The organism is Flavobacterium sp. TSSA_36 (assembly GCF_051547165.1).
In the GTDB taxonomy this organism is placed as follows: Bacteria; Bacteroidota; Bacteroidia; order Flavobacteriales; family Flavobacteriaceae; genus Flavobacterium.
The window spans coordinates 624,494-645,737 of record NZ_JBPTTP010000001.1; the positions used below are offsets into that span (position 1 = coordinate 624,494).

Annotated in this window: 15 protein-coding genes and 1 tRNA gene; 9 read left to right on the forward strand and 7 right to left on the reverse strand. The window is 36.7% G+C overall.

The features are described 5' to 3' along the window. Window positions 1-23: 23 nt before the first annotated feature. The 3 genes from ACSVH7_RS02690 to ACSVH7_RS02700 all read left to right on the forward strand — a co-directional run bounded on the left by ACSVH7_RS02690 (window position 24) and on the right by ACSVH7_RS02700 (window position 3,153). Entirely contained in the window at window positions 24-2,147 is a 2,124-nt protein-coding gene (locus ACSVH7_RS02690) for a Tex family protein (protein ID WP_438065150.1), read from the forward strand. Between the two features lie 137 nt (window positions 2,148-2,284). Next, window positions 2,285-2,590, forward strand: coding sequence for a DUF6922 domain-containing protein (locus ACSVH7_RS02695; RefSeq protein ID WP_438065151.1), 306 nt, complete (start codon window positions 2,285-2,287; stop codon window positions 2,588-2,590). Further along, window positions 2,545-3,153: a nucleotidyl transferase AbiEii/AbiGii toxin family protein gene (locus ACSVH7_RS02700; protein ID WP_438065152.1), complete on the forward strand. Its 609-nt coding sequence runs from the start codon at window positions 2,545-2,547 to the stop codon at window positions 3,151-3,153. The genes ACSVH7_RS02695 and ACSVH7_RS02700 overlap by 46 nt, the downstream gene beginning before the upstream one ends. A gap of 199 nt (window positions 3,154-3,352) precedes the next feature. Here ACSVH7_RS02700 and ACSVH7_RS02705 read toward each other — a convergent pair whose 3' ends face one another. From ACSVH7_RS02705 to rseP, 6 genes are all read right to left on the reverse strand, one after another. Beyond that, window positions 3,353-3,535: a hypothetical protein gene (locus ACSVH7_RS02705; RefSeq protein WP_438065153.1), complete on the reverse strand. Its 183-nt coding sequence runs from the start codon at window positions 3,533-3,535 to the stop codon at window positions 3,353-3,355. Window positions 3,536-3,688: 153 nt separating this feature from the next. Beyond that, entirely contained in the window at window positions 3,689-4,597 is a 909-nt protein-coding gene (locus tag ACSVH7_RS02710) for a DUF5655 domain-containing protein (RefSeq protein WP_438065154.1), read from the reverse strand. A gap of 48 nt (window positions 4,598-4,645) precedes the next feature. Next, on the reverse strand, window positions 4,646-5,629 hold the full coding sequence (locus ACSVH7_RS02715) for an AbiH family protein (protein ID WP_438065155.1): 984 nt from the start codon (window positions 5,627-5,629) through the stop codon (window positions 4,646-4,648). 10 nt (window positions 5,630-5,639) lie between these two features. Continuing rightward, complete coding sequence (locus ACSVH7_RS02720; RefSeq protein WP_438065156.1) at window positions 5,640-9,203, reverse strand: Eco57I restriction-modification methylase domain-containing protein; 3,564 nt, start codon at window positions 9,201-9,203, stop codon at window positions 5,640-5,642. A gap of 309 nt (window positions 9,204-9,512) precedes the next feature. Continuing rightward, a tRNA-Asn gene (locus ACSVH7_RS02725) sits at window positions 9,513-9,586 on the reverse strand. 133 nt (window positions 9,587-9,719) lie between these two features. Further along, entirely contained in the window at window positions 9,720-11,063 is a 1,344-nt protein-coding gene (gene rseP / locus ACSVH7_RS02730) for an RIP metalloprotease RseP (RefSeq protein WP_438065157.1), read from the reverse strand. Between the two features lie 382 nt (window positions 11,064-11,445). On the opposite strand from rseP, the gene ACSVH7_RS02735 reads away from it, so the two are divergent. From ACSVH7_RS02735 to ACSVH7_RS02750, 4 genes are all read left to right on the forward strand, one after another. After that, window positions 11,446-12,486 (forward strand): Gfo/Idh/MocA family oxidoreductase, encoded by a 1,041-nt coding sequence (locus ACSVH7_RS02735; protein ID WP_438065158.1) that lies wholly within the window; start codon window positions 11,446-11,448, stop codon window positions 12,484-12,486. An 89-nt stretch (window positions 12,487-12,575) separates the two neighbouring features. Then, entirely contained in the window at window positions 12,576-13,787 is a 1,212-nt protein-coding gene (locus ACSVH7_RS02740; protein ID WP_438065159.1) for an MFS transporter, read from the forward strand. Between the two features lie 385 nt (window positions 13,788-14,172). After that, entirely contained in the window at window positions 14,173-17,010 is a 2,838-nt protein-coding gene (locus ACSVH7_RS02745; protein WP_438065160.1) for a TonB-dependent receptor, read from the forward strand. Window positions 17,011-17,035: 25 nt separating this feature from the next. Beyond that, window positions 17,036-18,391, forward strand: coding sequence for a DUF5689 domain-containing protein (locus tag ACSVH7_RS02750; RefSeq protein WP_438065161.1), 1,356 nt, complete (start codon window positions 17,036-17,038; stop codon window positions 18,389-18,391). Between the two features lie 117 nt (window positions 18,392-18,508). On the opposite strand, the gene ACSVH7_RS02755 is transcribed toward ACSVH7_RS02750, so the two are convergent. Next, window positions 18,509-18,634: a hypothetical protein gene (locus ACSVH7_RS02755; RefSeq protein ID WP_438065162.1), complete on the reverse strand. Its 126-nt coding sequence runs from the start codon at window positions 18,632-18,634 to the stop codon at window positions 18,509-18,511. A gap of 124 nt (window positions 18,635-18,758) precedes the next feature. Here ACSVH7_RS02755 and ACSVH7_RS02760 point away from each other — a divergent pair, with 124 nt between their 5' ends. Then, window positions 18,759-19,622 (forward strand): hypothetical protein, encoded by an 864-nt coding sequence (locus ACSVH7_RS02760; protein WP_438065163.1) that lies wholly within the window; start codon window positions 18,759-18,761, stop codon window positions 19,620-19,622. Between the two features lie 384 nt (window positions 19,623-20,006). After that, window positions 20,007-21,239: a GTPase HflX gene (gene hflX / locus ACSVH7_RS02765; RefSeq protein WP_438065164.1), complete on the forward strand. Its 1,233-nt coding sequence runs from the start codon at window positions 20,007-20,009 to the stop codon at window positions 21,237-21,239. Window positions 21,240-21,244 lie beyond the last annotated feature (5 nt).

Sequence of the window (21,244 nt, forward strand, 5' to 3'; positions counted from 1 at the left end):
TTTGCGTTTAGAAAATTCAAAAAATGACCAACCTACAATTCATCGCCCAAAAGGTGGCTACCGCAGCCATCAATATCCAAAAAACGGTTCAATTACTACAAGAAGATTGCACCATACCTTTTATTTCCCGTTACCGAAAAGACACCACTGGGAATCTAGATGAAACACAAATCGAACAAATTGCCAAACTCCAAAAGGAGTACGAGACCATCTTGAAACGAAAAGAAGCCATCGTAAAATCCATCGAAGAGCAAAACGCTTTGACGCCCGAATTGGATAAAAAAATCCAACAGAGTTTTGACCTACAAGAGTTGGAGGATTTGTATTTGCCGTACAAAAAGAAAAAAAGAACCAAAGCCGATGTTGCTCGTGAAAACGGATTAGAACCTTTGGCCAAAATTATAATGGCACAGAAAAATGACGATGTCGATTTCTTGGCTACGCACTACTTGAACGATGCCATTGTCAATGAAGAAACGGCTTTACAAGGCGCCAGAGAAATTATAGCCGAATGGATCAACGAAAATATTTATGTTCGTAAACAATTGCGTCGTTTGTACGAACGCAAAGCGACCATCACCACCAAAGTAGTCAAAACGAAAAAAGACGAACCTGATGCGCAAAAATTTTCGCAATATTTCGATTGGTCTGAACCGTTGACCAAAGCGCCTTCACACCGACTCTTGGCGATGCTGCGTGCCGAAAATGAAGGTTTTATCAAGTTCAAAGTCGAAGCAGATCTTAACGAAGCCTATGACCTAATCGACGAATTGGTGTTGAAAGGACAAAGTCCAAGTACCTCCCACGTACAATTGGCCATTGAGGATTCTTATAAAAGATTGCTGCAACCAGCTATTGCGAACGAAACCTTGCAAGAAGCCAAAGCCAAAGCCGATGCCAATTCCATTCAGGTTTTTGCGAATAATTTAGGGCAATTGTTATTGGCTCCCCCTTTGGGCGAAAAACGAATTTTAGCCATCGACCCGGGATTTCGTTCGGGTTGTAAAGTCGTTTGTTTGGACGAAAAAGGCGATTTGCTCTACAACGAAACCATCTATCCGCACGCGCCACAAAATGAAACGGCGATGGCGATGAAAAAAATCAAATCGATGGTAAACGCCTATAATATTGATGCCATATCCATTGGGAACGGAACCGCCTCAAGAGAAACCGAATTCTTCATCAAGAAAATCGCTTTCGATAAACCTGTTCAAGTATTTATTGTTTCGGAGGCAGGGGCTTCGGTCTATTCGGCTTCCAAAATTGCTCGTGAAGAATTCCCAAATTACGATGTCACTGTTCGTGGTTCGGTATCTATCGGACGTCGTTTGTCGGATCCTTTGGCCGAATTGGTAAAGATCGACCCAAAAGCCATTGGTGTGGGACAATACCAACACGATGTGGACCAAACCAAACTCAAAGAAGAATTGGATGCAACGGTAATTCGTTGCGTGAATTCGGTGGGAATCAACATCAATACCGCTAGCAAACATTTGTTGAGTTATGTGAGTGGTATTGGAGAAAAACTAGCCGAAAATATAGTGACGTATCGTTCTGAAAATGGTCCATTTGACGATCGAAAACAACTCAAAAAAGTACCGCGATTGGGCGAAAAAGCTTTCCAACAAGGCGCAGCTTTCATCAGAATAAAAGAAGGAAAAAATCCGTTAGACAATTCGGCGGTGCATCCCGAAGCTTATGCCATAGTAGAAAAAATGGCTAAAACCTTGAAAATCTCTGTGAATGATTTGATTGCCAACAAAGAAAAAATTGCGCTCATCAAACCCGAAAACTACGTAACGCCCGAAATTGGGATTTTGGGTATCAAAGACATCCTCAAAGAGCTCGAAAAACCAGGATTGGACCCAAGAAAATCGGCTAAAATATTTGAATTCGACCCGAATGTCAAATCCATTAAAGATTTAAAAACCGGAATGATTTTGCCAGGCATTGTGAACAACATTACCAATTTTGGTTGCTTTGTCGACATTGGCATCAAAGAAAGTGGCTTAGTTCACATTTCCCAACTCAAATCCGGATTTGTGAGCGATGTCAACGAAGTGGTTAAATTGCACCAACACGTTGAAGTAAAAGTAACGGAAGTAGATGAAGAAAGAAAGCGAATACAATTGACGATGGTGATATAAAAAGGAAATCTCAAAAAAAAGAAATTCCAAATTCCAATGCGTACTATTGAGTTCGTTTGATAAGGTAAATTCAAGGGTTTGAAACAGGAATACCGTATTTAAACCTTTGAAATTTAAAATTTATTATCTTTGTTTTTATGAAGAAAGAAATCACTATAGACGACTTTTCGCCCCATCTTTTTTGGGACGTGGATTTGGATAGATTTGATCTACAAATTCACAAAGCCCATTTAGTTCAAAAGGTTTTAGAATATGGCTTAATAAGTGATTGGAATTTAATAAAAGATTTGTATGGATTAGATCAAATAAAAGATATTTCTATCAAAATCAGAAGCTTAGATGCAGTTACACTTTCTTATTTGTCAGCCCTATTTAATATAGATAAAACTGAATTCAGATGTTACAAACACAGACAGTTGTACCCGACCTACTGGAACTTTTAAAAGGAATTATGAATGAAAATCTGTTTTCAGATTTCAATTTAGTGGGCGGCACCGCTCTGGCTTTACAAATAGGACATCGAAATTCTATTGACATAGATTTGTTTGGCAATTCAGAAATTAAAGTTGATTTATTTATCGATACATTAAAAAGTTTTGGAGAAGTTGTTGTAACGCAAAGTACCAAAAATGTATTAATTACAAAGATTAATAATATTAAAGTTGATTTTGTGAATTACAAATATCCATTATTAACGAATGCTTTATTAGTTGAAAATATTAGAATGCTGTCAACCAGAGACATTGCTGCAATGAAGTTAAATGCTATAGCAGGAAGAGGCTCAAAAAAAGATTTTATTGATTTATTTTTTTTACTTGAAGAGTTTTCATTAAAAGAAATATTTTCCTTTTATACTCAAAAATACCCTGATGGATCTGTTTTTATGGTACAAAAAAGTTTAGCTTATTTTGAGGATGCAGATATTCAGTTGCAACCTAAAATGGTTAAAGACTTTAATTGGGAAACCTGCAAACAAAAAATAATCGAAGAAGTATTGAAATTGTAGCAACTCCACTAACACGTGCAAGTAAAAGTCACCGAAGTTGATGAAGACCGTAAACGTATTCAGTTGACGATGGTGATATAAAGAGTGATTTGTACAATAACCAAAGCCCGACAAAAAAATTTTGTCGGGCTTTGGTTGTAAATAGCTATGGTGAATACAGAACTTATTTACTATTCTAATGCTGAGTTTCATTGCAACCTTATTCTCCTTTGCTTAGTTTTTCAATCTCTTTTTTTAGTTCCATTCTATTTATGATGTATTGAATTGCTTCCGCACTGCGGACGCAATTGGAAACGTTCTGTAAAATATCTCTTGTCCAAGCCAATTCTACTGTCTTTGAAGCGTAAAACAATGCCTCGTCATCAGTAGTGGTTTTACTCATTATCAATAAATTATGTTTCCAAGGTAAAAATGCGACGCTGTGTCGCAGTTTTCACCAGAGGTTTTATAGTGGTCATAAAACTTTTTCATATCCCAAAGATTTTTGGGTGAAAGGCCTGTTATTAGTTATTAAAATTAAGCATTTTGCAAGAATCTATACACTAATTACCTGTTTTATTAAACTCATTATATATTCCAAATCATTGTCATTTTCTATTTGGATTTGATAATCTCCGTTGCCCCGATGTCCAATTGTGGAAACGTCTTTGGCGATACCTTTTGGATCATCTAACGAACCTATTTTGGTATTTATGAATATTTTCAAGCCTTTCTTTTGCATTTCAATATCTGAAATGTTTGACCCTTTTTTGAAGGCGATATAATATTTTTGGGGTATAACTTCGATTCCATCTGAAAGATTAAGGATGGCAGATTTAAACTTTTCATACAATTCCCTCGAAGTATCTGAACCACTAGATAAATGGTCTTCTTCTGAAAACACTTTTATGTTTTCTTTTACCTCCTTTAATTTCTCATTATTCTCTAGAAGCGGTTTAATACTGGGAGCACCCGAACTTTTTTTGATACTATTAATGCTTATGGTATTGTTTTCAAACTGTTTTACTTCCCATAACTCAATTCCAAAATCTTTAAAATCACTAGCCGATATTTGGTTTTCTGTAAAACTGGGCGATACAAAAGCCACACGAGATTGTGACCAATCCACATCTTTACTATGCAAACGCTCGGGTAAGGTTTCGTTATACGTTAAAATGAACTCTGCTTTGTTTTGTAGCATTAAGTTTAAATAAGTCAAGCCTTGGTCTACCACACTATAGTTTTTGTCTCGCTTGTACTCTATAATGATAAAAGCGTTGGATTGTGTATCAAAAGCTAAGGTATCAATACGCTTATTCTTGATACTAAACTCTGATTTCACCATTTGCAACCCCATAATGTTTTGAAGATTGTTTTCAAAAAGGTTTTGAATCTCTCGCTCCAGTTTAAAAGGCTTTTCCTTTACTTGTTCAAGGGTATTGGATGTGTTGTGGTATAAAATCATAAAAATTGAATTTTATCGAGTAAAAGCAATATTAACAAGTTTAATTTATTAGACTATTTTAAAAAAATCTGAATTTATATTTACATAAATATTTTGTTTTATAATTTCAATTTCTTCTCTAGTTGCATTGGATTTAAACGATGAAAACTTATCCTTTGTTTTTCTGATTTCTTTTGAAATATCATTGCTGAAGAGATTATTTTCTATGTATGGATTTCTTTGATAAATAATTAATTGACAGTTTCCCTTTAAAAGTCTCTCACAAATTAATTCCCACCAGAATTTATCAGTTAAGCCCAGTGAACTTCCAAAAACACAAATTATATTGGCATTATTTAACAAATCAACACACTCATTGTCAACTAAATGATTTGCCGCTTTATTGTATTCGGTTTTTATAAAGGCTTCATTAAAATCAATATTTTTAACAAAAAACTCATTCAAAACCTGTGAAGGATCATTTACGCCAATTATCATCCTTTCGTTAAGATAGCCGTGTATGTGCTTAACTGGCTTAATTATGGAATGATTGGTCAATGAATTTGCAATACTCATCTGTTTATTAGTCTGCCCAATAAGTAGTTTATCTAAAATTGATGTGTAATTAAATGAAATCGTATCTATTTGGGTTACATGGTTTTTAAAAGATAAATATTCTTGTTCAAATTTAATTTTATCCCCATTTCTTAATTTACGATTTGGAGCTCCTAAAAACATCAAAAGTTCACCTATAATAACCTTTTTAAAATCAAAAGAATCTTCAATGACTTTTAAATAATTTGAAAGATTTAAAATGATGTCCCGTCTAATGACCTCAAATTCATCTACTGTTTTTATTTTTGATGCAAACTTTCCTAAAGCGAGTTCTAAATCTGACCAATTTTCTGAATTTGACTTTATTTCTCTTTTTAACAACTCAATAATTTCATTTTTACTATTTATTTTAATATAATAATCGTAAAAGTCTTTATAACTAGTTTTTAAATCTAAATTTAAATCAAATCCATTTCCTATAATATGAACAATATTCATTTATAAATTTTTAACTATTCTCCACAATTGCTATTTCCTCCTCCGTTAACCCATATAAGGCATACACCATTTGGTCTATTGCCGCATCTGTGGTGTCTATTTGCTGTTTTAAAGCAACGGCTTTTTGCTGTTCTTGGCTGAAGTAATCCTCCCACTCTGCCTCTTGCGAAAGGGAAAGTTTGATTTTCTTTTTGCCCAATTCTTTGATAAACTCTCCATACGACAACAAATACCAATCTTGTAACTTTTTGGGCAAATCGGTTAGCTCGAATTTACGTTGAAGCGTTCTTTGGAATTTTTGGGATTGTTCAATTAATTCTGAATTACTTGAAGTTATTTTTTGTACTAGATTTTTAAATTTAATATTGAAATCATCATTAATATTGTAAGGAAATGACTCAATATATTCACCAGTAAATTGCGCAAATGCTTTATTTTCTCCTGAAGATTTTGCTTTATGATAATAATTAAAAAGTTTAGAGTTCAATTGTGCTACAATACTGTAGATATTGTCTTCATCATTTGGAATAATTAAATATAAGTTCTTTAATGCCATAGCCTTTGTCAAATCAATATCTGCTATTATATAAGAGCCTGTCCTTCTCATAAATATTTTAGCTCTATTATAATATTCTTCATTAGCATTACTTTTCATTTCTTTTTTGATAAAGTTGACATATGAACCACTGTAAGATGTAGAATACTTGTTAACATCTTTACCTAATAAAATAGGCTTGTGGTTATCATCTAATTTATTAGAAACAATCCATTTTTGATTATCTTTAGTTTCAAGACCTCTGTAGATAATTGCATAATTCTTAAGACTCTTTTGGATATTCATCTTATCAATAATACTATCCGTTGTCTCTATAAATGGATTGTACCCATTTTTATATTTTTGAATATCAAAAGTTTGAAAAATAAATTTATCTTCAACAATTTCACTAGTAAGTTTAATTTTGTCTGAAATTCTAATTCTATTTTCAAATATTAACACTACAGTTTCAACAATTTCCTGAAAAGCAGTATTTTTTAAATAAACTATTTCATTTACTTGCAATCCATAAACAAAATCTCTCATATTTGAAAAATATTTGTTCTGCATCCAACTATTTGGAATTATGAAACCTAAGAAACCATTAGTTTTTAAAATCTTAGTTCCAAGCTCTGTAAATAAAGCATAAGTGTTTGGATTATATTCAGCATACTTATAATTTTTAATGATATAATCAATGGTAGAATTTCCAACAATAGATTTAATATAAACCACATAAGGCGGATTCCCAATAATCACATCAAAACCACCTTTATATTCGGCTCTAAAGGCGTGTTCGTGGGAGCAGGCTATACTTTCGACAAGGGGTTTAAACCCCTTGTTACTATGTGGTGGCAAATTATGCTTTTCCCTGTTGTTTTTTACGTAGGCAATGGTGTTTTGTAATTGGTTTTGGTCCACAATTGCTTTGCATCCAAATTTTTGTGTCCATAGCGGGACACTTTTTGCTCCGGTACTTTCTTTGACAATGGGCTCAAGCCCATTGTTGTAAAGCTCATTGTTGTAATCCTTATTGATTACAGGATTTATTCCATTGTTTTTATTTACTTCTCTAGCAGTACGTCCTTTTATTTTTCTAACAATTTCGTCAATTTCGTCCTCTTCACAAACCAAAACAATATGAATATGATCTTTGCAGACATTAAATGCTACAATATTTAATTGTAGTTCTTTTGCCAAAATCGAAACCGTTTCTGCAATTACCATTTCGTCATCATCGGTAAGATAATTTACTTGTGGCTCAGGCATAGTTCCCAAAGCTCTATTTTCTCGAACCTTGTAGTCAATCATCCTTTGTGAAGTGCGACTATCGTGAATGGCTGTTGTAATATGAAATGGTTTTTTCTGTTTTTCTTTAAACACCTGCGGAAAAGCTTCCTTCCAACTAAAAGCTTTATCTCCTGCCACTTCTGGATCATCAATCAAGGAGTTGCCACATTTAATATTACCGCTTAAATCGTTTAGTTTTCTATTAGGTTGTGCGGTGCGTAACCATAGAGAGAGTTTGGCAATTTCTACACTTTCTTCATTTAAGTCTACCCCAAAAAGGTTGTTTTCCAAAATGCTGTTTTCCATATCGGTTAACACCAAGGCATCGCCAAACAACTTGGCTTGCAGTTCGTCAATATATTGGTGTTCTTCAATTAAAAAATCCAAAGCTTGGTTCAAGAAAGCACCACTACCACAAGCGGGGTCACAAATAGTGAGTTGTAATAGCCATTTTCTGTAAGTGTCCAGTTTTTCTAATAATTCTTGTTTTTTCTTTTTTGGCAAAGGTGCATGCTCCTTTGTTGCAAAGTAGTCTTCATCATTTATTACCAGTGCTACTTTCTTTTCCTCACACAATTTACCAATAGTATTTTCGACTATGTATTTGGTAATGTATTTTGGGGTATAAAAAACACCGTCTTTCTTGCGTTTGGTTTTGGTTTTGTCAATATCGGTTCCCTCCAATTGAGCTTTTATTTCGTCTAACTCGTTCAAAGAGTTTTCAAAAATATGCCCCAATATGTTTACATCTACTTCGCTGGCAAAGTCATATTCAGAGAGTTTTAAAGTATGGGTGTACAATAAATCATCGTCAATTTTTATGCTGTCTAATATTTCGTCAGGCTTAAAAAGTCCACCGTTATAGGCATATACATCATATTGTTTTCCCTTGTAGCCCGTGTTCAAATACCCAAAATATTTTTTGAAACGGTCATAAAGCGGGGTGTATTCGTCTAATTCTTGTAGTTGCTTCCATTGTGCCAATATCAATCTAACCGAATTGGGAGGTAATAAATGACGGTCTTCTCCAAAGAACAGGAACAAAAAGCGGTCTAGTAATTTTTGCGATTTCTTGAATAAGTCCAAAGGATCAAATTCAGGATTTAATTGTACGAGGTTTTGGTGCAACTCTCTTTTAAATAGGGAGTAATCTTTGTACAGCTTTTTGGTAATGACATCTTCCTCACTTACCGATTCGTCTTTGATTTTCTTGGCAATGTTTTTGGAAATATTTTCAAATGCTAAACACAAATACAGTAAGTCAAAATCGGCTTCGGTTAGCGTGAAAAGATTAAACTCAATGTGTTCTATGGCATTGTCTATATAAAAACGAATCTTCTCAAAGTTGGAAGTAATTACATACACACAATCAGGTTGGTTGTTTTTATAGCCAAAAGCCTGTGTTTCTATTTTCCCTAAATCGGTAGTGTTGGTGCCTTTGAGTTCAATTACCGCTTTTACTTTATCGTCAATAAGAATAGCGCCATCGGCTTTCTTGCTATCTTTTACGTTTTTGTATTCGGTAGTCAGGTTGAAATTTGTATCAGGATTAAGGCTGTAGCCTAGAATTTTCACAAACAAATCCCTCAAAAATCCCTCTTGGTATTGCTCTTCTTTACTATTTCGAATATTTTCTTGGATAGTAGGATTATGAAAATGATTTTTGAAGTCATTCCATTGCTTTGTGAGATGCGTTTTATCTTGCGTTTTTAGATATTTAGCAACAACTGAATTTTGAAATAAAGGCATAAATTTTTTATAAAGCGTGACATTTGTGAATTAGCAGAAAATGCTATCCCTACAAACTTACAAAAAATGTATTGGGAAGTCACGTCATAAATAGAAGAAAAACAAAATTATCTTACAAGTAATCTGTATCAGTAAACGATAATCGAAAGGGTAATTTTTTAAGATGAAACCTAGTCCAAAAAGTTTATTCCATAAAAAAAGCCTAACATTACTGTCAAGCTTCTAAGCTCCTCCGCCGTGGCGGACTCAAACCCAGTCCAAAAAGTTTTTTCCATAAAAAAAGCCCGACATTACTGTCAGGCTTTTAAGCTCCCCCTCTTGGGCTCGAACCAAGGACCCTCTGATTAACAGTCAGATGCTCTAACCAACTGAGCTAAGGAGGAAACTGTGTATTATAATGCGTAGTAGGAACGTTTTCTGTGGCTTTGACTGACATTGTTTGTTTGTCTAAGCGGTTGCAAAGATACACCTAATTTCAAGTTTTGCAAACAAAATTTCAACTTTTTTTCATTTTTTTTATCGGCCTACAATCGCCTTGTAGATGTCGTTTCCATTAGCAAATAAAAGTAACGAGATAAGTAAAACAAAACCAACCATTTGAGCATTCTCTAAGAATTTGTCACTTGGTTTTTTGCCGCTAATGATTTCGTACAACAAAAACATTACGTGTCCACCATCCAAGGCTGGAATGGGTAATAAATTCATTACTCCCAACATAATCGATAACAAAGCCGTGATGTTCCAGAATACTTCCCAGCTCCAAGAACTTGGGAAAATATTAAAAATAGCTGCAAATCCGCCCACTTGTTTGTACGCTTTGGTTTCTGGATTGAAAATCATTTTCAATTGTTTGCCATAGCTTACCAATTGGTCTTTTCCTTTGGTAATCCCCACTGGAATCGATTCGAAAAAACTATATTCTTGTTTGCTAATTTTATAGTAGCCTAATTTTTCTAACGATTCTAATCCTAAACTACCCACTTGAATGCCCAATTTAGCGTCTTGACTCACGATTACTTGTACCGGCACCTCTTTTTCGTTACGAATCACAACCGCTGGCAGGGTTTTGCCTTTGTTGGCTTTCAAGATAGCGGTAACTTGATCGTAATATTTGGCAGATTGCCCATTCAAGGAAATGATAACATCTTTAGGCTGCAATTGTTTATTTAGCGATTCTTCAGAAATAGCAGTAACCGCAAACGGCATACGCATACTTACTAAAGGGCCTTTTTCTAATTTTGACAATTGGTCCACAAAATCAACAGGCATTTGAATGGTTTGAATAGCGCCATTTCTTTCGATTTGAACTTGTTTCCCCATGATGATTTTCATGTTGATGGTGTTGTCAAATTTTGCAATTTTTTCGCCATCAACAGCAAGGATTTTATCACCGGTTTGGAAACCAATTTTATTCATTACCGGATTTTCAATTAATAATCCGTCTTTCATATCATCGGTGGCGACAAACATATCTCCATAAGCAAAAGCCATTCCTATATAAATAAGGAACGCCAAAATGAAGTTTACCGTAACACCACCCAACATGATAATCAAACGTTGCCAAGCGGGTTTGGAGCGGAATTCCCAAGGTTGTGGGGGTAAGGCCATTTGTTCCTTGTCCATACTCTCGTCAATCATCCCAGAGATTTTTACATAACCGCCAAGAGGCAACCAACCAATACCGTATTCGGTTTCGCCTATTTGCTTTTTGAGTAACGAAAATTTAAGGTCAAAAAACAAGTAAAATTTCTCTACTCTAGTTTTGAATAATTTGGCAGGAATAAAATGTCCCAATTCGTGTAGAATAATTAATAAGGACAAACTCAATAAAAATTGAGCAAACTTGATAACGATTTCCATTGTATACTTTTAGTTCTTAAATAACGCACAAAAATAGCGTTTTATATTGTATTTGTGAGCGCAATATACTACTTAGGATTTTAATTGTTTGTTAATTTGCTACACTCCTTTCAATTAAAAATAAGAAGCTTTACTTAGGTCTTCTTGTTTTACGGAAACAATCTCTAAAACACTATGTCAAAATTTGCCCAAAATCAACTCAAAAAGAGACTCGCCCCAAAATTCTATGTAAATTTGCCAAAAGGAAGCATTTTTTTCAATCTTTCAATCTTTCAATCTTTTCAATCTTTTCAATCTTTTTAATCTTTTCAATCTTTTTAATCTTTTTAATCTTTTCAATCTTTTTAATCTTTTCAATCTTTTCAATCTTTCAATCTAGACTATGCAAAAAATTAAAACGGCTCTACTTTCCTACGGCATGTCCGGAAAAGTATTTCACGCGCCTTTTCTCGATTTACATCCCGGCTTTGAACTAATGGGGGCTTGGGAACGAAGTAAAAAAATGATTCAAGTTGATTTTCCTTCTGTAAAAAGCTACGCTACTTTGGAAGCTTTACTCCAAGACGCTTGCGATTTGGTAATTGTGAATACGCCTGTAGGAACACATTATGAGTACGCCAAACAAGTCTTGCTCGCCGGAAAACACGCCATCGTAGAAAAAGCTTTCACCACCACCGTTGCCGAAGCTCAAGAACTAGAAGCTTTGGCCAATGAAAAAGGACTGCAATTGGCCGTTTTTCAAAACCGAAGATGGGACAGCGACTTCAAAACCGTTCAAAAAGTCCTGCAAGACAAAATCCTTGGAGATATCGTAGAAGCCGAGATTCATTTCGATCGCTACAATCCCAATTTGAGTCCAAAAGTCCACAAAGAAACTCAAAATGCCGGCGCTGGAATTCTGAAAGATTTAGGTCCACATATCATCGACCAAGCCTTGTGTTTGTTTGGTTTTCCAGAGGCCGTAAATGGAGACATCCGGATTACTAGAGCCCACTCTTTAGTAGACGATTGGATTGATATCACCCTATTTTATCCTGACCTAAGAGTCCGACTCAAAGCTGGCTTTTTTGTGCGCGAACCACATCCATCGTATACCCTTCACGGCAAAAAAGGATCGTTTTTAAAAGCACGTGGCGATGTACAAGAAGACGAACTGAAACTAGGCAAAAAACCCAATTTGACCACTTGGGGTACCGAACCCGAAGCACTACAAGGATTTTTGCATACCGAAATAGGGGAGCAGTGGGTTAAAGAAAAAGTACCCACGCTTCAAGGCAATTATTATGCCTTTTTTGAGGGTGTATACCAAGCCATACTCCACGGCAAAAAAGTACCTGTTTCCGCTGCAGAAGGCGTTCAAGTGATGCAAATCATAGAAGCAGCCTTGCAAAGTCATCAACACCAAAAAAGAATTCAGGTATAAATAGCCTACTGAAAATTTAAGCAGGTTTTTAAAATTGAATTGAAAACCTTTTATTAAATTTGAATATAAAACACTTAAAATCAACTATTTTGATTTATTTTAATTTTTTAGAACGCCTCAAAAAAAAGGGGAAATACAAAAAAGCATATAGCGAAGTAAAACAATCGTACCTTAATCGCATTCGTTGGGCTGTCTCACTTTTCTATTTTGGAATGGGATTAACTTTTGCTACATGGGCAAGCCGAATTCCTACGATCAAATCCGCTTTAAATTTAACCGAAGCCGGGCTAGGTAGCATCTTATTTGCCTTGCCCATGGGACAATTGACCATGATGATGTTTTCGGCAAAATTGGTGACTCGTTTCGGAAGTAATAAAACGTTACCCGTTGCTATTTTACTATATACCTTTTGTATGACTAATTTGGGCTTAGCCGAAAACGGATGGCAACTCGCTATCGGATTATATTTTTTAGGATTGACGGCAAATTTAACCAACATTTCCGTCAATACGCAAGGCGTTTACACCGAGGGTTTATTCAAACGCAACATCATGCTTTCATTCCACGGAGTTTGGAGCATCGCCGGATTCATGGGCGCATTGGTAGGGTTGGTTGTTTTAGGTTTTGATATGCCAACTTATGCTCATTTTGTGATGATAGGGATAATCGTATTTTTCTTGGTGGCGACCAACTATACTTTTTTAATCAAAGCCAAGGAAACTCAAAAACCAACCAAAAAACAATCTTTTTTTAAAATCGATACCACACTCATGTGGTTAGGGATTATTGGTTTTTGTAGCATGGCTAGCGAAGGAGTGATGTTTGATTGGAGTGGCGTCTATTTCAAAGAAATCATTCATGTAGACGGTTCTTTAAGTGCTTTAGGGTACACTTCATTCATGATAATGATGGCGTTTGGACGCTTTTTTGGCGATCGACTCACCCAAAAATGGGGACGCAAGAAAGTCATGCAAATCAGTGGTTGCGTCATTTCAATAGGGCTTTTCACTGCCGTAATTTTTCCCTATCTTATACCAGCAACTCTGGCATTTATGGTCGTAGGACTAGGTGTTTCTACCATTATTCCTACCATGTTAAGTTTGGCCGGAAAACATCCTACCATACCTACTAGTCAAGCGTTAACCTCGGTTTCTAGTATCAGCTTTTTGGGCTTTTTGATGGGGCCGCCAGTTATTGGGTACATCGCCGAAGCGTTTGGACTCCAATTCTCCTTTGCCTTTATAGGCGTTTTTGGGTTTATTATCGCAGTAATGGTAACTAAAATTAAAATGGAAGGGTAGTTTGAGAGGAGCACAAACCCCCTGCAATCAAGACGAGTCGTCCTGCTGTCCACTATATCTTGTGGTCCCGAACCCCGGGACCACAAGGATGCCGTTCCCATCAGGGCTATAAAAGTACTTTTTGTTTTTCAGAAAAAAAATTTCAAAAACACAAATGTTAATAGTTTTTTTATTACATTTATATTTGTTAGATAATAGAAGTCAATAGTTTACGATATTACCTATATAAAATACCACTATTTTTTTTCAAAGCATTTGAGTCCGATACTCAAATTTCCAAAAACGTTTTATTAATTAATTTGGGAGCTTACACTCCCAAACTATTTCATTGGAGGATGCTTTTCTAAAGTTCCTCCATTGAAGTAGTTTATTTAAAAAAACGCCTATGCTAAAAAAACTATTGGTTATTGTTTTATGTTTATTATTTAAAAAAAATTATGCGCAAAACGCAACTGGATTTACCCTAAAAGTAATCGAAGCCCAATCCAAAAAAGCCCTTGCTTCAGTGGTAGTTACGATTCAAAACACCTCTTTTTTGCAACTTACTTCGGCAACAGGAACGGCCGTATTTGAAGAGCTTCTGCCTAATACCTATTATGTCTTAGTACATTCTCAGGGCTACAAAGATCAGCTACTTTCCGTAAATGTTCATCGAAATACGATGTCTGATTTGGGTACTATTCTACTCAGCCCTGATCTAATGTCGGAACTCCAAAGTGCCACCATCGCGCTATCAGAAGACCAACTCAACGATGAGTTGAATGGTGCTCAAAGTACAAGCCCGTTATTGCAGGCTTCTCGCGATGTGTTGCAACAAGCCGCCGCTTTTCAGTGGGGACAAACCCGTTTTAGGATTCGAGGGCTTGATGCCGAAAATGCAACATTAGTATTAAATGGACTTGAACTAAACAAACTCTTGGATGGGCGACCGCAATGGGGCGATTGGGGAGGCATCAACGATGTGTTGCGCAATCAGGAAATCACCATCGGTACTGCGCCATTCGATTACAGTTTTGGGGGACTTTTAGGCGCACAGCACATCAGTACAAGAGCTTCTAGTTATCGACAAGGAAGCCGTCTCTCTTTTGCTGGAACTAACACCACCTATAACTGGAGAATGATGGCGACTTATGTTTCTGGAGTCAGCAAAAAAGGCTGGGCATTCGTAGTTTCAGCAGGAAAAAGAATGGGAGAAAATCCCTATTTCGAAGGCACTTATTTTGACGGAAATTCAGCTTTTATCAGTGTCGAAAAACAATTCAATGCAAAACATTCGCTCAATTTCACCGGAATCTACACCCCAAATGCTCGTGCCAAAACCGCTCCAAACACCGCCGAGGTCTTTAATTTAATGGGAACACGATACAATTCCTATTGGGGATTTCAAGACGGTAAGCCGCGCAATGCCAGAATAAAAACCGTTAGAGAACCCCTGTTGCTGTTGAACCACTATTTTAAAATTAACGACAAAACACAGCTTCAATCGGGAGTACTTTATCAATGGGGCACCATCAGCAATAGCAATATCGATTTTCAAAATGCTAACAATCCCGACCCGACTTACTATCGAAAAATGCCAAGTTATTACAGCTCGCTTTACGAAAAAGACAATGGAGAATTTTCGGGTGCCTTTATTCCCGATTTTGAGAATGCCGAAAAAAGTAGGGGCGCCTTCCTAGAAAATCCTCAAATCAATTGGAATGCGCTCTACCAAGCCAATCAACAACCCATACTTGATTCGAATGGAGTGATTATCGGATACGAACCTTCCAAAAGCAAGTATATTGTTTATGAAGATCGAGCTGACGAAACCGTGCTTGCAGCCAATTCTCTTTTGAATACCCAACTTTCAGAATACATTTCGCTTACAGCAGGCGCGAATTTCAAATCTTCAAAAATAGCGCAATATCAAAAAGTAGTCGATCTTTTGGGAGGTAGTCATTTTGAAGATTTGGAGGTCTTTTATGACGGGAATCAAGCACAATCCGACTTGAATCATCCGAATCGGCAAGTGGTTGAAGGCGATACATTTGGCTATAATTATTTCATGAAAGCGCAAGTCATTCAAGCTTTTACTCAGTTGCAATTTCGTTTTCCAGGCCTTCATTGCTACCTCGGACAGGAATTTTCAACTAGTAGTTATCAACGAGAAGGGTTATACAAAAATGGAATTTACGAGAGCAATTCTTTGGGTAAAAGCCCAAAAATCACATTTGAAAATTTTGGTTTCAAAGCGGGGATGACCTATTCTTTCTCCGGAAAACAAGCGGTGTTATTTCATGCCGCCCATTTGAGTAAAGCACCTACGATTCAAAGCAGTTTTCCTAATGCTCGACTGAATAATAGTATGGTGAATGGCCTCACTAGCGAAAGTCAAAGCAGCGCCGAAATTTCGTATCAATACCGAACACCTTGGCTAAAAGTCCGTTGCACGACCTACTATTCTTATTTAAAAAACACCACAGAGAATTCTTTTTTTTACGCCGAAGGAATTTTTGAGGATGGAGCAGGGTTTACTGCTACCGATGCTTTCGTAGGACAAACGCTTACGCAACTCGACAAACAAAATTGGGGCGCCGAATTAAGTTTGGAATATCCTATAAGCAGTACCCTAAAATCAACTTTGGCAGCCGCTTACGGACATTATACTTATGCCAGTAACCCCAACGTGACCATCACCAATGATGCCCAAGCTTCGATAGACAACATCAATCCTGTTTTTGATTTTGGAAAAGCAACGCTCAAACATTACCATCAAAGTGGACTGCCGCAACAAGCCTATAGTTTGGGCTTGGAATATCGAGACCCTCACTTTTGGTGGGTGGGGACTAATTTAAATTACATTACTGAATCGTATATCTCCGTTTCGCCCTTGGCCAGAACGGCTATTTTTTTCAGAAATCCCACCAATGGTTTTCCTTTTCCAGAGGCTACCGAAGAACGGGCCAAAGAATTACTGCGCCAAGAACAACTGACTCCTATTGTACTCTTAAATTGCACAGGCGGAAAAACGTGGCGCCTCAAAGGGAAAACCTTGGGACTGTTTGTCAGTGTAGCTAATCTCCTGGATTCAAACTACCAAACCGGTGGATATGAACAAGCCCGAAATGCGAATTTCCGTCGAAGGAATCAGGAGATTTCCAGCGGGACGCCCAATTTTGGTCACAAATATTTCCAAGGCTATGGGCGCATTTATTTTGTTTCTCTCTATCTGAATTTATAATCAATTTCATAAAAATTATGCCACTATGAAACGTTTTATTGCTACTTTTTCATGCATCCTTGTTTTTTCTTTCATCTTGACAAATTGTGCTCAAGAAGATTTTGATATTCCAAAATTAGCATGTACGCAACCTGATTTGAAAGTCAACCAAACGGTAGCCCATGTTCAGACTACTGCCAATGCTATTGTGGCGCAATACCCTTTTGACGATATCATTGAAGCTTATGTGGTTTCGAGTGATGAAGGGGGCAATTTTTTCAAAACGATCAGCTTTCAAACGTTGGCTACACCTACGGTACCTGCCGTTGGTTTTAGCGTACCTGTGGATGTGTCAAATTTGTATATCGAATTTCGATTGGGAAACAAAGTCTATCTTCAACTCAAAAACCAATATACCGATATTCATTTTGGAGGACTTCGTATAGGGGCTGTTTTTGTCAATTCCTATAATGAAGGTGGGGTAGGGAGGCTTTCGCCAAATGAGTACAGAAAGGTACTTTTCCCCTCTTGTGCTATTATCGATGAATCCCAATTAACCAAAACGATGACCATTCCCGAACTCTTGAATGACGCCAACTTAAACACCTTGGTCGAATTGCAAAACGTTCAATTTACCACTGAAGCTGTAGGTCGAAAATATTATGAAGAAAGTGAAGATATTGGTGGAGGGACTAATTGGAATTTGATGGATCAATGGGGGAATCAAGTTATTTTTAGAACCTCTAGTTTTGCCGATTTTTCCAGTAAAATAGTCCCAAAAGGGTCGGGAAAAGTCAAAGGTGTGTTGTCAAAATTTGGTACAGATTACCAACTTATTGCTCGATCTGAAAAAGATGTGAACTTGACAGGCGCCAGTATCACACCTTTCTTCAAAGAGGATTTTGAAAAAGTAGTGGATAAAACGAATTTGAGCTTGCCCGGTTGGGCGAACTTAGCCCAAAAAGGAACACCAGTTTGGAAAGGCACGGTTTATAATGGCAATGGGTACGCCGAGTTTGCGATTTCGGGAACCAAAGTAGTCTCGAATGTAGCTTGGTTAATTTCGCCCAAAATCGACTTAGATACCCAAACCAAAGAAATTTTAACCTTCCGCTCGGCCCAACATCATCTCGATGTAGATTCACCACTGAATACTTTAGATGTTTTTATTTCCAGCAATTTTGATGGGGTAAATGTAGCCACAGCCACATGGATTCCTTTGCCAGCCCTAGTCCCCAAACAAGCCACACCCTGGTATCAATTCATAGGTTCAGGTGCGATTGACTTAAGTAGTTATAAAGGCAAAGTCAATATTGCCTTTCGCTACACAGGCTCTGGAAAAAATGCCGCGCTAGATGGTGCTTTTATGGTAGATGATGTGCAATTTTTTGGGGATAAGTAGGGAATCAAAATTAACTAATTTGACCATCAAATAATTAGCAATTATTCAGGTATTTTTTTGGACATTAATTGCCTCCAACTTTAGTTGGAGGGTTGAAATTTAAAAGCTTTAAAGGCTTTAGCCAAAATTAGCTGCGTTTACTTGGCTAAAGCCAATGCAATCCATCCCCATAACTCCAGCTAAAGCTGGAGTCAATTGATTTTTTTTGCCGCAAAAAATGCGGTGAATAACTTCTTTTTTCACCGCATCTTAGTTAACTATAGTTGTTTTGGTCTCAATTGTATCCCAAAAGAAATGATTTTCTAAATCGCGTTTACTAATAATCCTTTTTGTATTTTGGCCGTCCCAAATCAATATTTAACCCAAAATGAAAACGTATTTTGTAGCCATCGTTATGTTGGCTTTTTCACTTGGCTCTCACAGTCAGGCAATAGACAAACCGGTTCAATTAAAACAAATTGCGGTGGTCAAAACCAATTTTAGAAATTATAAAAGTGGCGAGGCAGTGCACAAAACGTATGCTTTTGAGTCAGGAAAACTCAGTAGTATAACAACTTCAGATGTAACCCAGCGGTTTTTTTATAATGCTCAAGGTTTGCTGGATCATACCGTAAAAGAGCGCAACGGTAGTCATTGGAAAGAAGTGATTACTTACAAGTATGATACAGCAAACCGTTTGATAGTGTTTGCTAAAAAATATGATGAAAACGGGAGTCAAGTCACTAAAACCGTGACTTTTGCTTATGAAGGATCCCGTATCAAACAGGTGACCCAAAAAAGTACTACCCAACAACTTTTTGTAGAGGAAGTCGATTATGTAGTGGAAAACGCGACTCTCGTTCGGCGTTCGGTTAGAGATCGGAACCAACAAATTATTCATAAAACGGAATATTTTTATGACAAAGGCAATCTTATCAAACAAACCGGACTTTTGGGCGATAAGACCATCAAGTATTTTGGTTATGACGACAAAGCATCGGCTAATTTGTTGATGGTTAAAAACATTTTTGGACCCCATTACCAAGTGATTGTCCCATTGGTTTCCTTTCAAGAAGAGGAATTTGAGTTTACCTGTATCAGTGGTCACAATGAATTAAAGTTTAGCTCGACAGCCAATACGGTGGTTCGTGCAGGGATCTTTAAATACAATGCTCAAAACTATCCCGCGTCATATTCCTTAATCGAAGACAGTGGCATGATTAAAACTGTAAAAATCTATACTTACGAGTGATGTTTTGGGAGTTATAAGCCACGAATGCTCGAATTTTTTAAATAGTAATTGGTGAGCATTTTGCTAAGCCATCCCTAAATAAATAATTTCGAGCATTCGTGGCTTTCTTTTTTTGAATCCAATAAAAAATAATTCGAGCATTCGTGGCCTTTCATTTTGCGAAGCCTTCTTTAAATAATAATTCGAGCATTCGTGGCTTTCTTTTTTTGAATCCAATAAAAAATAATTTGCGAATTTGCGGTCTTTCATTTTGCTAAGTCATCATTAAATAAATAATTCGAGCATTCGTGGCTTTCTTTTTTTGAATCCAATAAAAAATAATTAGAGCATTCGTGGCCACCTTCTTTAAAAGCAAATGATTAAATTTGCCTCTTATTTGATGTTATGTTAGAAAAAGAAAAAATAAATTTCGAAAAAACCGCCATTGTTGGGATCGTGACACAAAGTCAAAGTGAAGAGAAGCTTCGAGAATATCTAGACGAATTAGAGTTTTTGACCTTTACCGCTGGAGGACAAGTGGTAAAACGCTTTTGGCAAAAAATGGACAAACCCAATCCTAAAACTTTTTTGGGAACGGGAAAAATAGACGAGATTCATCTTTTTGTCAAAGAAAATGACATTTCGACTTTGATTTTTGATGATGAATTGACCCCTTCGCAGCAAAAGAATATCTCCAAAATCATCGACTGTAAAATCCTTGACCGAACCAATTTGATCTTGGATATTTTTGCGCAACGAGCCGAAACTTCTTATGCAAGAACACAGGTAGAATTGGCACAATGCATCTATTTGTTGCCAAGACTTTCGGGTTTATGGACGCACTTAGAACGACAAAAAGGAGGAATCGGGATGCGCGGTCCGGGAGAAACGGAGATTGAAACCGACCGCCGTATTGTTCGTGATCGTATTTCGTTACTAAAAGATAAAATCAAAACGATCGACAAACAAATGGGTATTCAGCGTAGCAATCGTGGGGCGATGGTTCGCGTGGCGTTGGTAGGATATACGAATGTGGGCAAATCGACGCTGATGAATGCGGTAGGCAAAAGCGATGTTTTTGTAGAAAATAAATTGTTTGCCACCCTAGACACCACCGTTCGAAAAGTGGTCATCAAAAATTTACCATTCTTGCTTTCGGACACCGTGGGATTCATCCGAAAACTACCTACACAATTGGTAGATTCGTTCAAAAGTACTCTTGATGAGGTACGCGAAGCCGATTTGTTGCTGCATGTTGTAGATATTTCACATCCTGATTTTGAGGATCATATTAGTTCGGTGAATCAAATTCTTTTGGATATCAAAGCCAATGATAAACCCACTTTGATGCTGTTCAATAAAATTGATGCTTACCAGCATTTGACCATCGATGCAGATGATTTGATGACGGAGAAAACGCCCCGTCACTTTACGCTCGAGGAGTGGAAACAAACGTGGATGAATAGGGTAGGACATGAGAATGCGTTATTTGTATCAGCGACCCAAAAAGAAAACTTCGAAGAATTCAGAGAACGGGTATATGAAGCGGTACGACAAATTCATATTACTCGCTTTCCTTACAATAAATTCTTGTATCCAGATTATAAAGATGCAGTGGAGAAAGAGGAAAAAGAATAACAAAA

Bases quoted from the DNA above. Each gene is read 5' to 3' on its own strand.
- ACSVH7_RS02690 (WP_438065150.1), top strand. From the start codon at position 24: ATGACCAACCTACAATTCATCGCCCAAAAGGTGGCTACCGCAGCCATC.
- ACSVH7_RS02695 (WP_438065151.1), top strand. From the start codon at position 2,285: ATGAAGAAAGAAATCACTATAGACGACTTTTCGCCCCATCTTTTTTGG.
- ACSVH7_RS02700 (WP_438065152.1), top strand. From the start codon at position 2,545: ATGTTACAAACACAGACAGTTGTACCCGACCTACTGGAACTTTTAAAA.
- ACSVH7_RS02705 (WP_438065153.1), bottom strand. From the start codon at position 3,535: ATGAGTAAAACCACTACTGATGACGAGGCATTGTTTTACGCTTCAAAG.
- ACSVH7_RS02710 (WP_438065154.1), bottom strand. From the start codon at position 4,597: ATGATTTTATACCACAACACATCCAATACCCTTGAACAAGTAAAGGAA.
- ACSVH7_RS02715 (WP_438065155.1), bottom strand. From the start codon at position 5,629: ATGAATATTGTTCATATTATAGGAAATGGATTTGATTTAAATTTAGAT.
- ACSVH7_RS02720 (WP_438065156.1), bottom strand. From the start codon at position 9,203: ATGCCTTTATTTCAAAATTCAGTTGTTGCTAAATATCTAAAAACGCAA.
- rseP (WP_438065157.1), bottom strand. From the start codon at position 11,063: ATGGAAATCGTTATCAAGTTTGCTCAATTTTTATTGAGTTTGTCCTTA.
- ACSVH7_RS02735 (WP_438065158.1), top strand. From the start codon at position 11,446: ATGCAAAAAATTAAAACGGCTCTACTTTCCTACGGCATGTCCGGAAAA.
- ACSVH7_RS02745 (WP_438065160.1), top strand. From the start codon at position 14,173: ATGCTAAAAAAACTATTGGTTATTGTTTTATGTTTATTATTTAAAAAA.
- ACSVH7_RS02750 (WP_438065161.1), top strand. From the start codon at position 17,036: ATGAAACGTTTTATTGCTACTTTTTCATGCATCCTTGTTTTTTCTTTC.
- ACSVH7_RS02760 (WP_438065163.1), top strand. From the start codon at position 18,759: ATGAAAACGTATTTTGTAGCCATCGTTATGTTGGCTTTTTCACTTGGC.
- hflX (WP_438065164.1), top strand. From the start codon at position 20,007: ATGTTAGAAAAAGAAAAAATAAATTTCGAAAAAACCGCCATTGTTGGG.